15 protein-coding genes are annotated in these 14191 nt (G+C 44.2%); 7 read left to right on the plus strand and 8 right to left on the minus strand.

Annotated features, from left to right (window positions below; genetic code table 11):
• Positions 1-18 precede the first annotated feature (18 nt).
• Positions 19-1365 (minus strand): branched-chain amino acid transport system II carrier protein, encoded by a 1347-nt coding sequence (gene brnQ, locus HMPREF0083_RS01805; protein WP_021619236.1) that lies wholly within the window; start codon positions 1363-1365, stop codon positions 19-21.
• Between the two features lie 132 nt (positions 1366-1497).
• Positions 1498-1926 carry a hypothetical protein gene (locus HMPREF0083_RS01810; protein WP_021619237.1) on the minus strand — a complete coding sequence of 143 codons (429 nt, stop codon included), beginning with the start codon at positions 1924-1926 and terminating at the stop codon, positions 1498-1500.
• Between the two features lie 211 nt (positions 1927-2137).
• Between HMPREF0083_RS01810 and HMPREF0083_RS01815 the strand changes: the two genes are divergently transcribed.
• Positions 2138-2641 (plus strand): DUF3907 family protein, encoded by a 504-nt coding sequence (locus HMPREF0083_RS01815; protein WP_021619238.1) that lies wholly within the window; start codon positions 2138-2140, stop codon positions 2639-2641.
• A 73-nt stretch (positions 2642-2714) separates the two neighbouring features.
• On the opposite strand, the gene HMPREF0083_RS01820 is transcribed toward HMPREF0083_RS01815, so the two are convergent.
• Entirely contained in the window at positions 2715-4127 is a 1413-nt protein-coding gene (locus HMPREF0083_RS01820; RefSeq protein ID WP_021619239.1) for a S8 family peptidase, read from the minus strand.
• A gap of 258 nt (positions 4128-4385) precedes the next feature.
• Here HMPREF0083_RS01820 and acsA point away from each other — a divergent pair, with 258 nt between their 5' ends.
• Positions 4386-6107 (plus strand): acetate--CoA ligase, encoded by a 1722-nt coding sequence (acsA, locus tag HMPREF0083_RS01825; protein ID WP_051354502.1) that lies wholly within the window; start codon positions 4386-4388, stop codon positions 6105-6107.
• A gap of 117 nt (positions 6108-6224) precedes the next feature.
• On the opposite strand, the gene HMPREF0083_RS01830 is transcribed toward acsA, so the two are convergent.
• Positions 6225-6983, minus strand: a complete 759-nt coding sequence (locus HMPREF0083_RS01830) for a 3'-5' exonuclease (protein ID WP_021619241.1) — start codon at positions 6981-6983, stop codon at positions 6225-6227.
• Positions 6984-7203: 220 nt separating this feature from the next.
• On the opposite strand from HMPREF0083_RS01830, the gene thiD reads away from it, so the two are divergent.
• A complete protein-coding gene (gene thiD, locus HMPREF0083_RS01835) occupies positions 7204-8007 on the plus strand; it encodes a bifunctional hydroxymethylpyrimidine kinase/phosphomethylpyrimidine kinase (protein ID WP_021619243.1) in 804 nt (267 codons plus the stop codon).
• 119 nt (positions 8008-8126) lie between these two features.
• Here thiD and HMPREF0083_RS01840 read toward each other — a convergent pair whose 3' ends face one another.
• Entirely contained in the window at positions 8127-8498 is a 372-nt protein-coding gene (locus HMPREF0083_RS01840) for a DUF4349 domain-containing protein (protein WP_021619244.1), read from the minus strand.
• A gap of 291 nt (positions 8499-8789) precedes the next feature.
• Between HMPREF0083_RS01840 and HMPREF0083_RS01845 the strand changes: the two genes are divergently transcribed.
• The 3 genes from HMPREF0083_RS01845 to HMPREF0083_RS26055 all read left to right on the plus strand — a co-directional run bounded on the left by HMPREF0083_RS01845 (position 8790) and on the right by HMPREF0083_RS26055 (position 11587).
• A complete protein-coding gene (locus HMPREF0083_RS01845) occupies positions 8790-9167 on the plus strand; it encodes a helix-turn-helix transcriptional regulator (RefSeq protein WP_021619245.1) in 378 nt (125 codons plus the stop codon).
• 100 nt (positions 9168-9267) lie between these two features.
• On the plus strand, positions 9268-10941 hold the full coding sequence (locus HMPREF0083_RS01850; protein WP_240961273.1) for a methyl-accepting chemotaxis protein: 1674 nt from the start codon (positions 9268-9270) through the stop codon (positions 10939-10941).
• Positions 10942-11011: 70 nt separating this feature from the next.
• On the plus strand, positions 11012-11587 hold the full coding sequence (locus HMPREF0083_RS26055; RefSeq protein WP_245191301.1) for a class I SAM-dependent methyltransferase: 576 nt from the start codon (positions 11012-11014) through the stop codon (positions 11585-11587).
• A gap of 52 nt (positions 11588-11639) precedes the next feature.
• Here the strand turns inward: HMPREF0083_RS26055 and HMPREF0083_RS01860 are convergent, their stop codons facing one another.
• Complete coding sequence (locus HMPREF0083_RS01860) at positions 11640-12134, minus strand: acyl-CoA thioesterase (protein WP_040301151.1); 495 nt, start codon at positions 12132-12134, stop codon at positions 11640-11642.
• A 145-nt stretch (positions 12135-12279) separates the two neighbouring features.
• On the opposite strand from HMPREF0083_RS01860, the gene HMPREF0083_RS01865 reads away from it, so the two are divergent.
• Positions 12280-12633 carry a hypothetical protein gene (locus tag HMPREF0083_RS01865; RefSeq protein WP_021619249.1) on the plus strand — a complete coding sequence of 118 codons (354 nt, stop codon included), beginning with the start codon at positions 12280-12282 and terminating at the stop codon, positions 12631-12633.
• A 47-nt stretch (positions 12634-12680) separates the two neighbouring features.
• Here the strand turns inward: HMPREF0083_RS01865 and HMPREF0083_RS01870 are convergent, their stop codons facing one another.
• A complete protein-coding gene (locus HMPREF0083_RS01870) occupies positions 12681-13433 on the minus strand; it encodes an ABC transporter permease (RefSeq protein WP_021619250.1) in 753 nt (250 codons plus the stop codon).
• Positions 13430-14104 carry an ABC transporter ATP-binding protein gene (locus HMPREF0083_RS01875; protein ID WP_051354504.1) on the minus strand — a complete coding sequence of 225 codons (675 nt, stop codon included), beginning with the start codon at positions 14102-14104 and terminating at the stop codon, positions 13430-13432. The genes HMPREF0083_RS01870 and HMPREF0083_RS01875 overlap by 4 nt, the downstream gene beginning before the upstream one ends.
• Between the last annotated feature and the right edge of the window lie 87 nt (positions 14105-14191).

The raw sequence follows: 14191 nt of genomic DNA on the forward strand, positions 1-14191 counted from the left end.
TTACTGTACACATCCTATTTATTCTGTTACGGTTTTGCGAGAAGAAGGGTTAATGGAAGAGAGAATTCCACCAATGATAATCCCTATAAGTGCCGGAATAATCCAGCCAAGTCCCTGCGTCATAAGCATACCCATAAGAGGTAGCTGTTGCAAGGTTTCTGTAATTGCTGGGAATGCAAAGCCGGCTGCAGCCAGACCATCAATAATGGAGATGCAGGCAGCGCCAATTACGCCTCCGGTATATACTGCTTTGCGTCCACCGAATACATTGTTGGTTAACGTCAATATAATGAGTACAATCGCAACCGGATACAGCATGACCAGCAGTGGTACCGAAATCTTAAGAATAGTGGAAAGGCCGAAGTTTGTAATAATCAAACTGAACAAAATCAGCACAGACAGTACCAGACGATATGATAGTCGATTGTTTGTCAAGTTTGAGAAAAATTCGGCGCTGCTTGTTACCAAACCTACACATGTAGTCAAACAAGCGAATGTAACAGCGAGCGATAGCAGTATAAGTCCGATTGAGCCAAGTAATTGCCTGGCCATAAGTGTAATAAGTTCTCCACCGTTCTCGTACGGACCAACCATATGTCCGCTGGTAGCACCTAAATAAGTCAGGCCGATATACAGGAGTCCTAAGCATGCGACTGCAATAATACCTGATTGGATAATGATCCTGGCTTGTGCACCTCTCTCGGTTATACCACGTTCGCGTACGGTATTTGCAATGACAATGCCGAATACGAGCGCAGCTAGCGTGTCCATTGTATTGTACCCCTCCAGAAATCCTTTGGAGAATGGATTATCCAGTGTAGGTGGTGCATATTCTCCACCTAGAGGATACATCGCTCCGCGTATAAGAAGCGTTGCCAGCAGTACGATCATAATTGGTGTAATAACTTTACCAAAGCGATCGACTAGCTTTCCGGGATTCAGGCAAAGCCAGAAAGCGAGTGCAAAGAATACGATACTATATAAGAACAAAGTGACGGCCGATGTTTTGGTATCCTGGGACAGAAATGGAGCCAGTCCAATTTCGAATGCAACAGCCCCTGTCCGCGGGATAGCAAGTAAAGGACCGATTGCTAGGTATGTTAACACCGAAAAAATAACAGAAAATACAGGGTTTACCCGATTGCCCATCAGGCGGACATTTCCACCCGCGCTTGCTACGGCTGCAACGCCGAGTAAAGGGAGACCTACGCCGGTAATCAGAAATCCGAGAATGGCTGTCCACATTGCAGGTCCTGCATCGTGTCCAAGTGTTGGTGGAAAAATGATGTTCCCTGCACCGAGAAAGAGAGCGAACGTCATCAGCCCAACAGCTATTAGTTCTTTGAATGATAAAACTTGCTTCATACAGCCTCCTTATACATACACAATAAATTGACTGAATTTTTTGTCGTGTCTGTCAAACACCTCATTCATCATACCATATTTTATTTATAAATAAAGTATAATGAATAAATTCAAAATTGAAAGTTTATTGTATTATTTGTTCGGATATATAATGGAAGGCCATTGAGAGAGTGTGAAGCTTAATAATAGACGGTATTTTTTTGTAATGATTTCAAGAAAACCGAGTTTTTCTTCGTTTTCGATGAGGATGGGTTCTTTTCGGCGTAAAAAAAGAGGAGCATCTTCCAAGGAGAAAAAAATATTCTCTTCCTGATCGTAGAAATATATAATGCGCTTTTGTTCACATACGCTTATGCTACGTAGTTGAATGGTACGCCCCTGGTGAATGCGTCGCCATTCAAACAAACCAATGCGTGTTGCTTGATTATGCTGTCGGTATGCAGATAGCGGAACAAAGGAAAAATATAGGGAGGAAGTTTGTCCTTTTGCGCGCAGCAAGCTGGACACACGGAGTATTTCACGCAATTCTTGTGTAAGATATGTAAAGCGGATAAGAGACATATGTAAGTGCTCCTTTATTTATGAAACAATATGTATCATTTATGTAGTATGTCCTAGTCGTAAGAATAACAAACGAAAGAAATAAAAAGGTGCATAATTATGAATTTTTCAACTTTGTTATATGAATGAAATAATGCTAGGTTCGTTGTGACAAATTTGTTACAATTGCTGTAATAGGGAAGAGAAATTTTAAAGGTTGGAGGGTATCTTAATGCCAGAGACTCAGTTGAAAGAAATCTGTGAGGAGTCTTACAACAGGCTGAAGAAAGTGTGTATGGAACTTGAAAAATTCTTGAACACTACGACACTGAATGCACTCGTGCAAACCTCTTCGGATCCTGAGCAGTATGAGCCGTATTACCGGGACTACTTATCTGATTTTCGCCATCTCCTTGTCAATTGTGAAAACGCGTATGAGAAACTGGGCATCTGCTTACGACGCGCTCGCTTCAACAAAGAATTCGCGGAAGAGGCACTCTATACGGTGTATCACACTTGTGTGAATATGTTCTTCTATCCAAAGGGAGAAGTATATGAAGAAGATGGACGCAATTCATACACCGGACGCGATGCAATTATCTTCCATAAAGAAGTAACTCCTAGTTTGAAAGTGCTTACTTTAGGATTATCAAAAGTTTTTGAGTATTTGCGTGATGAGCTTCAATACTATGAGACAGATTATGTAACGATGAAACGTATGAGCGCTGCGCGCTGAAACGAATTATTTCAATACAATCCCCCGCTGTAATCGTCAGCAGGGGATTTTTGTATTGTGTGATGCCTTGTACTTACATAAATAAATCTTTCAGTCGTTCGAAAAATCCGCCCTTTTGCTTCGGCACAGGCTGTGGTTTCCGGTTTGTATTTTGCATCTGTACCCCGGCCAAATCAAGTGCACGAGGTGCATCCATAATGCCATAACCGTAATTCTGATCCCAGCCAGGCTCACCAACATCACGAGTTGCCTGACGCATAATTTTCATTACCTCGGTGTTTTTTAAGGATGGATTTAGCGAACGGATTAGTCCGGCTAATCCTGTAACATGTGGACAGGCCATTGACGTACCTGATAATGAAGCATAATGGTTTTGTGTATAGGTACTTGGAATATCCACACCGGGTGCGGATATATCGATATGAGAGCCGAAATTGGAGAATTCAGCCTGTTTTCCTTGCCAATCCACAGCTGCTACGCTGAGAACTTCCGGGTATGCAGCAGGAAAGCTAGGCTGGGATGTGTGATCATTTCCGCTGGCTGCCACCATGACAACATTTTTACTAAATGCATATTTAATTGCATCGTGGAGTACGTTTGATGGATGATAGTTGCCGACGCTCATGTTGATTACGCTGGCGCCGTGGTCCGCAGCCCAGATAATGCCTTTGGCAATATCGAACGAGGAACCGCTCCCGTCGCTGCCAATACCTTTGATTGGCATAATTTTGTTGTTCCACGTGATACCGGCAACACCCTGCTGATTGTTCGTTTTGGCTGCAATAATACCGGCGACATGAGTGCCATGCCCGTTGTCATCCTGTGGACGGTCGGAGCCATTCAGTACGTTATAGCCTTTCACTAACTTTCCCTGGAATTCCGGATGATTAAGATCAACCCCGGTGTCGACGATAGCAATAACGACATTTTCACTCCCCTTAGTAATATCCCATGCATTTTCCATGTCGATAGCAGACATGTTCCATTGATATCGAGGATAGAGTGTATCGTTTGGTGTGACATTTGGAAGCAGAAGATAGTTCGGCTCCGCGAATTGGACGTCCGGCCGTTTGCTAAAATATGCGATAAGCTGATCCGTTGACATGGTTCGTGATTTGAAAATAAATATATTGCCGTGATGCGCTTTTTGCCATCCATTAATTGACGCAAGTGTCTGCTTTAGAACAGCTGGAGATGGGGAGCGCTTGAACTTTACTGTTACTTCGCGTTTCATGTAATGGCTGGTCTGATTGCTGCTATGATGGATAGTAATAACATTTTCATTGTTATGCAGTTGTGTCCGCGACTCCTGTACTTCACTGATGTAGTTGATGCGGTAAAACTTGCTTTTTTTCTCTGCCTGTTGCACAACAGGTGGAGATGCAGGCTTGGGTGGTGCCGCACTGCGCTCGGGCTGGGCCAGCAAGAAATACGCAGCCGCCAGAATCGCTAGGCCTCCCACGCTGTATCGGGCGAAGCGTCCCATTGTTATTCCTCCTTATTGCGATTACACGGTTGTACATAGGTTTTAGCGGGAGGATAGATTATATGAACGGTGAATTTTAACAGGGAAAGCATACCAATAGAATAAGACAGCTAATTATAAAGAAATCACAATTTTTTGAAGGTAAACGCTTTATTTTGTCGAATAGCTATAGTACAGTTGTTGTATAACAAAAAAGTTGTCCTACAGTAAAAAGCTCTGTATAAGAGCCGAAATAACCTTAGGATGGGAGTTGGAACCATGACTACAAAAGAAAGGCCGCAGGACATTATGATGCTTGACGACACCGCAAATTTAAAAAATTATACGGAAGCGTCCCATACCATGGATTGGAAAGAAGTAGAAAAGAATTTTTCATGGTACGAAACGGGAAAAGTCAACATCGTCTATGAGGCGATTGACCGACACGTGAAGAACGGAAATGGCGACAAGGCGGCATTGTTCTACACCGATGGAGAGCGGGATGAACACTATACGTATGCACAGCTTCAGAAGCTATCTTGCCAGTTCGCCAATGGCTTGAAGGCGAAAGGAATCAAGCGAGGGGATCGCGTCTTTATTTTTATGCCGCGTAGCCCGGAGCTTTTTATAGCATTGCTAGGGATTGTACGCATCGGTGCGATTGCAGGACCTCTGTTTGAAGCCTTTATGGAGGACGCTGTGCGTGACCGTTTGCTTGACAGTGGCTCGGTAGCAGTTGTTACTACACCTTCTCTTTTGCCTCGCGTGCCTGTTAATGCACTTCCAGAATTAAAACATGTGATTTTGGTTGGTGCTGATAAGAAGGCGGCTGACAATCAATTACTATATCAAGAAATAATGGAAGGATCTGATAAGTACACAATTGAGTGGGTAGAACGAGAATCAGGCATGCTTCTGCATTACACATCAGGCTCCACAGGTAAGCCGAAGGGTGTTTATCAAGTTCATGATGCAATGATTCATCAATACGTGTCCGGCAAATGGGTATACGACCTGCGTGAAGGCGACATTTATTGGTGTACAGCCGATCCTGGCTGGGTAACCGGAACATCCGCAGGCATGTGGGCTCCATGGCTCAACGGTGTGACCGTTGTGTTGCGTGGAGGACGCTTTAAGCCGGCAGACTGGTACGCTACACTTGAGAAATACAAAGTGAGTGTATGGTTTAGTGCTCCTACAGCGTTTCGCATGCTGATGGGGGAGGGAGACGAGTTGCCGAAGCGATTCGATTTATCCAATTTGCGTCATGTTCTTTCGGCAGGGGAGCCGTTGAATCCGGAAGTTATCCGCTGGGGATTGGACGTAATCGGTCACCGGATTCATGACAACTGGTGGATGACGGAGACTGGATCGACGATCTGTGCCAACTACCGTTCGATGCCGATTCGCCCAGGTTCAATGGGAAAGCCGCTTCCAGGTATTAAGTTGGCGATTGTGGATGATGAAGGCAATGAGCTGCCGCCGAATACGATGGGGAATTTGGCGATTATGCCGCCATGGCCGGCAATGATGCGTCAGATTTGGAATAATCCGTCCAAGTATGAAGAATATTTTATGACAGGATGGTATATGTCCGGTGACTCAGCCTATATGGATGAAGATGGATATTTCTGGTTTGAGGGCCGGGTAGATGATGTAATTAATACATCTGGTGAGCGTGTCGGTCCATTTGAAGTCGAAAGCAAGCTTGTGGAGCATCCATCGGTAGCTGAAGCAGGTGTTATCGGCGTTCCCGATCCGGTACGTGGTGAGATTATTAAGGCGTTTATCACGCTTCGTACGGGATATGAGGCGAACGATGAATTGAAAGAGGATATTCGAAAATTTGTAAAAGAACGGTTGGCCGCACATGCAGCCCCCCGTCAAATCGAATTCCGCGATAAGCTGCCAAAGACGCGTTCCGGTAAGATTATGCGCCGTGTGCTAAAAGCATGGGAACTCGGACTGCCAACAGGCGACTTATCGACGATGGAAGATTAAAAGATAGGGTGAAACTTCCTTGTTTCCTTAGTGCTTCGAGATGTGGACCTGTCTGTTAAGAGTTCGAGCAAAAAGGCGAGAGTGTAAGCTTCTCGCCTTTTTTGTCATATTGTTGTGCTATAACGGAGCATATCCTGACTCTGTACGTTGGCGCAGCAGGTGCATGGATTTAATGTAATTCTCCAAAGAATGGAGCGTATGGATACCTCGTCTTTCTAGTTCTTCGATGAATTTTAGATACAGCTCCGCTGTCATTACTGCGTCACCAAGTGCAGTATGGCGTCCTTCTACCTTGATTTTATGCTGCTCAAGCAGTATATCGAGTCCATATGATTGATTCGTAGGAAGCAGATGATAGGCCAGTGTCATCGTGTCGATGACCGGGTTATACAGCTTGGTCTTGCATAGCTTTTTGAGTTTGCTATTCATAAAGTTCATATCGAAGTCGGCGCAGTGAGCTACAAGATAGTTCTCGCCGACGAAGTGTAGAAATTTGTGCAGTATCGGAAGAGGGGGAGGCGCATTTTGTACATCGCCATCTGCGATGCCGGTAATTTTTGTGACGACAGGCGGGATGGCAGTAGTAGGTCGAATGTATTCATGAAAAAAATTACTTTCTTGTATTTGTCCATTTTCAATTATAATCGCCCCGATGGAGATTATTTCATCCCCTGCATATGGATGGAATCCGGTTGTCTCCGTATCGAATACAACAAATCGCATGTTACGCAGATGACGGTCTGGATAAGATTGCTTTCGTATCGCTTCAGTCATGTGCTGTATTTCTTTAATTAAATTCGGGTCAAGCGCAGGTTTTTCCTTATACCAATTCGTGGTGATGTGTTTGATGTATTTGCCTAAAGGAAAAGAGTACATCGTATTCACATCCTTCTCTCTATGAATCTATTCTCGTTCATTGTGGTGAAGTGAGTCTTAAGGTTCGTTATTTTTGAAAGCGTTGTCGTTTTTTATCATACCATAGGAGTATACTAAAAAACATATTATTTAGAAAATTTAGATTGCTATTTGTTTCTTGACGTAAATATGTTTGAACAGTACGATGAAAAGAAAATGTAGCCACTAGGGGTGCTTATTGATGAAAGTAAGCAGAGCGTTAACAATAGCTGGTTCTGATAGTGGTGGAGGCGCGGGGATTCAAGCTGACTTAAAAACATTTCAGGAACTTGGTGTATATGGAATGTCCGTTCTTACCGCACTTACTGCACAAAATACACAAGGTGTACATGGGGTATATGCGATTCCGTCAGAATTTATTGCCCAGCAAATGGATGCCGTACTAACGGACATCGGGTGCGATGCAGTAAAGAGTGGAATGCTATTTGACAGTAACATTATCGAAACGGTGGCACACAAGCTAAAAGAGCATAGCGTGCCCAATTATGTGCTTGATCCGATTATGATCGCCAAAGGAGGAGCTCCGCTTCTGCTACAGGAAGCTGTAGAGGCAGTAAAGGAGCTTCTGCTCCCACTAGCAACTGTCATTACGCCGAACCTGCCGGAAGCAGAAGTACTAACTGGAATGAAGGAAATCAAGACCAGGGAGCAGATGGAGGAAGCTGCACGCATTCTTCATGACTGGGGTGCGCAAAATGTTGTAGTAAAAGGCGGGCATAGCGAAGGGGAGATAGTAACCGATTTGTTATATGATGGCCGCGAGTTTATTGAGTTATCTTCAACCCGGTTTCATACGCAGCATACACATGGTACAGGATGTACATTTGCGGCAGCGATTACATCGGGACTTGCAACTGGTAAACCGATACGTACAGCAGTAGAGCAGGCCAAGCGCTTCATCACGGCAGCCATTAGTAATCCACTTGGTATCGGTCATGGACATGGACCGACCAATCACTGGGCCTATCGGAAGGAAAATTTTTAAAACCAAAACAGGCGGGGGTGAAGTCCCCCGCCTGTTTTGGTTTTATCTCGGTTTAACGGGCAGCAAGGTGCCGATGTGTATGACGAGCCGGGAAAACTCCCTCGCACAGGAGTTTTGCTTTATGCGTTCGCTTTTTTAGCAGAGCTTTTCGCCGATTTCTCTAGTGTTGTTTTAATCTCGTCCAATCTTGCCATAACCTCATCATCTAATCGTTCATCCAGCTTTTCCACTTTTTCTTCCAGTTGAATGACCAGCTGTGCCACACGGGCAATCTCTTCCTTGCTCGGCATATTATTCTCGTTAAGGAATTGATCCATCCATTTCTTATATTGCTCCTGGGAATAAAAAAACCACTTCTGATATTCGCCGACCATAGCCGAGTATTCAGATGTTTTCACAAAATCATCCATTGACTTCCCCCATGTTTTCTCGACCAGATCGTACCAGCTTTTCCACATTTGTACCGGGTCAAACGTTTGATTGGATGCCATGCGAATCCCTCCTGTGTTTTAATCCCTCCTTCTTATATTACGTGGGATAGAAAAAATATACAAATAGAAATTGTGAAAAAATTAGAAACTAATTGATAGGCATTTTTAGAAAGGGACATTCGTATAGTAAATTATATCCACATACCTTTTAATATTAGAGAAGAAGAGAGAGGAGGTTGGAAGAGATATCCTACCTCCTCATTAGTATGTGAGATATACATCCAGCCTTGCTGTTGCAAAATATTTATGTGTCATCAAGATATTAGGATATGAAAGGAAGGAGGAGTATATATGGGGAACGAAAAAGATAAAACCCATGCTTACAGCGCACCGAAAAATTTGCTTATCCCCTGTGTGCTGCTTTTGCTCCGAAGGATGAGCAATTATGGATATCGAATTATTCAAGAACTAGTAGAGTTCGGCTTTTCTTCTATCGATCCGGGTTATGTTTACCGGATTCTGCGTCAACTGGAAAGTGAAAGGCTTGTGCAATCTCATTGGGAAGTATCGAGTGGTGGCCCGCCGAAGCGTATGTACGCTATTACAAGCGCTGGAACCGAGTATTTGGAAGCCTGGTCGCAAACACTGGAGAAATATCAATACACTTTGGAGCGCTTTTTTACTATGTATGAGCGTCTTCTCTTTCTTTCGACAGAAAAAAATAAATAAAAAAGAAATTGTGAAAAAAATTAGGAAAAAGTATGGAATACAAAGAGATTACCATATAAGATATAAGCGATATGTAATGTGCCTAAGGGAGGAAAATGTATTGTTTCAAAAGATAAATAATATGTCAATTAAATTAAAATTAACGGCAACTATTTTGCTTATTACCCTTATTCCGTTAATGGCATCAGGATTTCTAAGCTATCACTCTGCTTATGATAGCGTCTATGATATGACTGTACAGGATTTGAAGTATATGACTAAAGTAAAGGCAGAGGAAATCGCCGCTTATACAAAAGACGGTCATGTAGATGCAGCTATGTCAGAAAAAATAAAAGCACTGGTGGATGATGTAGAGACAAGTTATTACAAGGCTAATGGATTGAGTGGATACGCTTACATTATAGATGATCAGGGAAAGGTATTGTACCATCCTGACCCTCAAATGATAGGCACAAGCCTTGCGAATGAATCATTTGCCCAGGAAATTCTTAAAGAGAAAACCGGATACATTACATACCCCTGGAAGGGGGAAGAGAAAGTTGCTTCATTCTCGCAATTGCCGAATGGATGGGAGCTGGTTATCGGCAGCTATTTAAAAGATATGATGAAGCCCCTTCTGTTTATTCGTAACCAGATGTTCGTTATTAGTCTTGTTTCCTCATTGCTTGCCATCGTCATCGGATACGTCATCGTACATATGTTGACAAAACCGATGAAAGAGCTTGTACAGGCCATGGAAAAAGCGGAGGCAGGAGACGTTACTGTACAGGTTACACCAGGCTCCAAGGATGAAGTGGGACAACTCACTCATATGTTTAATGAGATGATTCGCGAATTCAGAAATATGCTACGTCAGGTACATGAAGTTTCAGAGCAGGTAGCGGCCTCTTCCGAGCAGCTGACAGCCAGTGCCAATGAAAGTACGCGTGCATCGGAACAAATTTCGGAGGCATCACAGGAAATTGCCTCCGGGTCGGAAGGACAGATGGAAAGCGTACGCGCGACAACTGAGGCGCTGCATGAGATGAGCGGCAACATACAGTCAATTGCTGATAAAATTCAAGCTGTCAAACATGACTCATCAACGGTAGTAAAATATGCACATACGGGCGAAAGTTCTCTGAAAAAGGTAATTTGGGAAATGAATGATATTTCTGAAAAAGTTAGTAATACAGAAGTGCAGATTCGTGAACTGGGAAACCGTTCGGAAGCGATCAAGGGAATTATTGGAACGATTCATGAAATTAGCGAACAGACCAATCTGCTTGCATTAAATGCAGCGATTGAAGCGGCACGTGCCGGGGAGCAAGGAAAAAGCTTCGCAGTAGTTGCTCAAGAAATTCGTAAGCTGGCAGAGCAATCGGGTAAATCAGCAAGAGAGATTGCGATGTTGATCTCTGATATTCACGCCAAAATCGGTACCGCTGTTACTTCGATGGGCGAGAGCAGCAAAGCCGTATCGGAAGGTCGCAGCGTAGTAGAAGAGGCGGGGCAATCATTCTCTAGCATTCTTAAAGCGATTGCCGATTTGAATAAGCAGATCGAGCTTGTGACGGCTTCTTCCAAAACGATTTCCGAAGGAACGGAACATATTGTACGCCAGGGAGATGAAATATCACGCCTGGCATCTATTGCTGCGGCTGATACACAGGAAGTGGCTGCTGCATCGGAGGAACAAACCGCCACGATGGAGGAAATCAATGCCGCATCCGAGATGCTGGCCAAGATGGCGGAGGAGCTGCAAGCACATGTCAGCCGATTTAAAATCTCATAGCGTGTAGCATTCCGCTCCTTAATTAGCTAGAATGAGAAAAAAGGGGCGGGAGGTGAAAGAATTGGATTATGTGGATCGCAATCGTGCTTCTTTTGATAAGCTGGCAAATGAGACAGGGGGAAAGTGGCGTCACCGCGAGCTGACTATGCAGTTTATTTCCGGATTTCAAATGCTTTTGGGCGGCAACAGCGTGCTTGATCTCGGGTGCGGGGTAGGCCATGATGCGCTTAGACTAAAGCGTTATGATCTGCATGTGCAGGGATTGGACATCAGTGAGGTAATGCTTGAACAGGCCAAACAGCAGGTGCAGGGTGTCGAGTTTATCCAAGGGGATTTCCGGCATATTCCGACCGGGAATGAACTGTACGACGGAGTATGGGCTAACGCCTCGCTGATTTATTTAACAGAAGAAGATTTGCATAAAGCATTGGATGAAGTGTACCGGGTGTTAAAGCCGGGTGGTGTTTTCTTCTCTTCATACCGACTTGGTGAAGGTAATGTCGTTATTGATAATATTTTCAACCAGTTATATAGGGAGGAGGAAATACAGAATATCCTGCGTTTGCACGGATTTCGAATTTTTGACCGGACGAATACCGGGGGCGAGGAAGAGCCGTACTTAAGCTTATATGCTATTAAGCAATAATTTCACCTATATATTTTGTGCATACATAGAAATAGCCACGGAAAGCCCGTGGCTATTTTCTTTTTTTTAGGCGTTCTTTTGTGAGCTCACGACGTCGACTGCGGATTTCGAAGCGCTCAGACGCGGTTTTGTAATTCCAACGTTCTTCTTCTGTCTCGGGAAGCACAGGAGGAACAGGCGTTGGTTTATCGTTTTCGTCAAGTGCCACGAATGTCAGGTACGCTTGCGAAGTCAGGCGCCGTTCGCCTGTTAGCAGATTTTCCGCTTCGACTTTTACATATACTTCCATTGATGTGTGATGGGTCCAGGATACGTAACCTTCGAGGCAGATAGCTTCCCCGGTACGGATAGGCGCAAGAAAATCAAGGCTATCGCTTGATGCGGTTACGACCTGTCTTCGGCAGTGGCGCATGGCAGTAATGCTTGCAACTTTATCGATATAAGCCATAACATTTCCGCCAAAAATCGTTCCATGATAGTTCGTATCAGGTGGGAGTACAATATCGGTCATGATTGTGCGTGATTCGCTCGTTTTCTTTCCGTTCAAAGGAACTCACCTCAATTTTTAGAAGTTCGAGTAGGTATGCACCTAATTTCCCAGCTATGGGCAGATGTCGTGTCCTAACGACCCATAGGTGAATACAGTGTAGCAGATTGATAAATAAATTGATAACGAATGGAGGATGTTACACGTGAATTATTATCATGACCCGATGGGCATAGTTCAAACCACGGACGTAGAAGTGGTCAAATTTCATTACCACGTCGAGAGGATGAAGTATTACGAGTACAAGTGTCATAAGCATGTACATCATAAGAAACACTATAAAAAATATTATAAGCGTTATTGTTACCACAAAAAAATGTATGAATTTTATTACAAAAAAAGCTATCATAAGATGTATAGTATCGGACCGGTTTCGCAGGCGGAGATGTACCCTCATCCACCGGTAGCTCCTATTTATCCGGTTACTCCGAATCATCCGGTGGGTCCGAGCTATCCAGCATCTGAGGGCAAAAAACGTGAAAGTTCCGCCTGTTGCTAATTGTGAATACAATGTAAGGAAGAACGGGCCTTATACGCTCGTTCTTCTTATTTCCAGCCTATGTATTGGTGAGCTCGGGTGAACAGCGTAGGATAGACAAGAAAGCCAAGGATAATGCTTGTCATGGCTGATGCCGCTGTATATGAAAACATAATAAGCAATTGATAGCGAACGGCTTCGATCGGACTGGTTCCTGCAATAATAAGCCCTGTCATCATGCCAGGAAGCTGAACGAGTCCAACGGTTTTTAATGCATCAACAATCGGGATCATACCTGCGCGTATCGACTCCCGAATCAGTCGTTCGCTGGCCTGTCGACTGGTGGCGCCAAGAGACAGCGCGACAAGGATTTCTTCCCGCATGGATGCGGCCTTCTCTTTCATCTGATTTAGTAGAAGTGAAGAGACGATCATGCAGTTGCCGATGACCATACCGCTGATTGGGATGACGGATTGCGGCTTCCATTGCAGCATACCGAATGCAAGCATCATTGCGAGTGTGCCTGCTGCAACAACCATAATAGTAAAGAATACGCGGACAAATATATATGGAATTCCGTCTCCTCGCTTGGCCGAATTTTGGGCAGCAACCAGGAGCATTATTAGCAATATGCACGCGATAAATAGAGGATGTCTGCTCGAAAATACAAATTCGAGCACATACCCAATCGCAACAAGTTGGATGATGGCGCGTATTGTGCCAATGAGCATATCGCGCTCCAGCTTTAATTTCAGTCGAAGCGATAAAAGCATAGCAATAAATACAAAACCAACGGTCATAATGGTTGCAAGTGTACTCATGGCACAAGCTCCGTCTCTAACAGTCCGTCTTTCAGGCGCCATAAAATACTCCCCAGCCGCTTCGCCTGTTCAGGGGAGTGTGTAATCCACAATACTGTGTGTCCAGCCTCATGATAAGCTTTGATCTCGCTTTCGATGTGTTTTGCGCTCTTTTCATCGAGGGCAGATGTCGGTTCATCAAGCAGAAGAACGTCGGGGGCAAGTGATAAGGAACGCGCGATGTTCACGCGCTGCTTTTCTCCACCGGATAATTCTTCGATACGGCGCGATATATAGTTTTGTGGAAGTGCGACCCGGCGCAGCAAATCTTCCATCTCTTCCGTTTGTAGTGTATTCCCCTTAAGCCTTGCCGAATAAGATAAGTTATCGGCTACTGTGCCAGGAAACAAGACGGGTGCCTGAAAGACATAATGAAGCTTTTGACGCAGCTCAGGTGGATGCCATTCAAAAAGCGGTTTACCTAAATAAAGGATCTGGCCTTCATCAGGTTCCTCTAAACGTGTTAATAGACGGAACAGTGTACTTTTCCCCGTGCCGGACGGGCCTGTAATGATAATAAAATCTCCATTCGCTACGTTGGCGGTAACGTTTTTTAGCGGTGTGGAGCGATGGTGTGGTGTCCGGTACGATTTTGATATGCATTGGAGTTCAAGTATAAATTCGCTCCCCATAGCGTGACTATCTCCCCTTTGTGTATCGTATCGTTTTTCATATTTCATGTACGTATAGTATATTATATGTAAATTCCGCAGAAAGGA

Source organism: Aneurinibacillus aneurinilyticus ATCC 12856 (assembly GCF_000466385.1).
Taxonomy (GTDB): domain Bacteria; phylum Bacillota; class Bacilli; order Aneurinibacillales; family Aneurinibacillaceae; genus Aneurinibacillus; species Aneurinibacillus aneurinilyticus.

Bases quoted from the DNA above. Each gene is read 5' to 3' on its own strand.
- HMPREF0083_RS01815 (WP_021619238.1), top strand. From the start codon at position 2,138: ATGCCAGAGACTCAGTTGAAAGAAATCTGTGAGGAGTCTTACAACAGG.
- HMPREF0083_RS01870 (WP_021619250.1), bottom strand. From the start codon at position 13,433: ATGAGTACACTTGCAACCATTATGACCGTTGGTTTTGTATTTATTGCT.
- thiD (WP_021619243.1), top strand. From the start codon at position 7,204: ATGAAAGTAAGCAGAGCGTTAACAATAGCTGGTTCTGATAGTGGTGGA.
- HMPREF0083_RS01820 (WP_021619239.1), bottom strand. From the start codon at position 4,127: ATGGGACGCTTCGCCCGATACAGCGTGGGAGGCCTAGCGATTCTGGCG.
- brnQ (WP_021619236.1), bottom strand. From the start codon at position 1,365: ATGAAGCAAGTTTTATCATTCAAAGAACTAATAGCTGTTGGGCTGATG.
- HMPREF0083_RS01875 (WP_051354504.1), bottom strand. From the start codon at position 14,104: ATGGGGAGCGAATTTATACTTGAACTCCAATGCATATCAAAATCGTAC.
- HMPREF0083_RS01845 (WP_021619245.1), top strand. From the start codon at position 8,790: ATGGGGAACGAAAAAGATAAAACCCATGCTTACAGCGCACCGAAAAAT.
- HMPREF0083_RS01810 (WP_021619237.1), bottom strand. From the start codon at position 1,926: ATGTCTCTTATCCGCTTTACATATCTTACACAAGAATTGCGTGAAATA.
- HMPREF0083_RS01830 (WP_021619241.1), bottom strand. From the start codon at position 6,983: ATGTACTCTTTTCCTTTAGGCAAATACATCAAACACATCACCACGAAT.
- acsA (WP_051354502.1), top strand. From the start codon at position 4,386: ATGACTACAAAAGAAAGGCCGCAGGACATTATGATGCTTGACGACACC.
- HMPREF0083_RS01840 (WP_021619244.1), bottom strand. From the start codon at position 8,498: ATGGCATCCAATCAAACGTTTGACCCGGTACAAATGTGGAAAAGCTGG.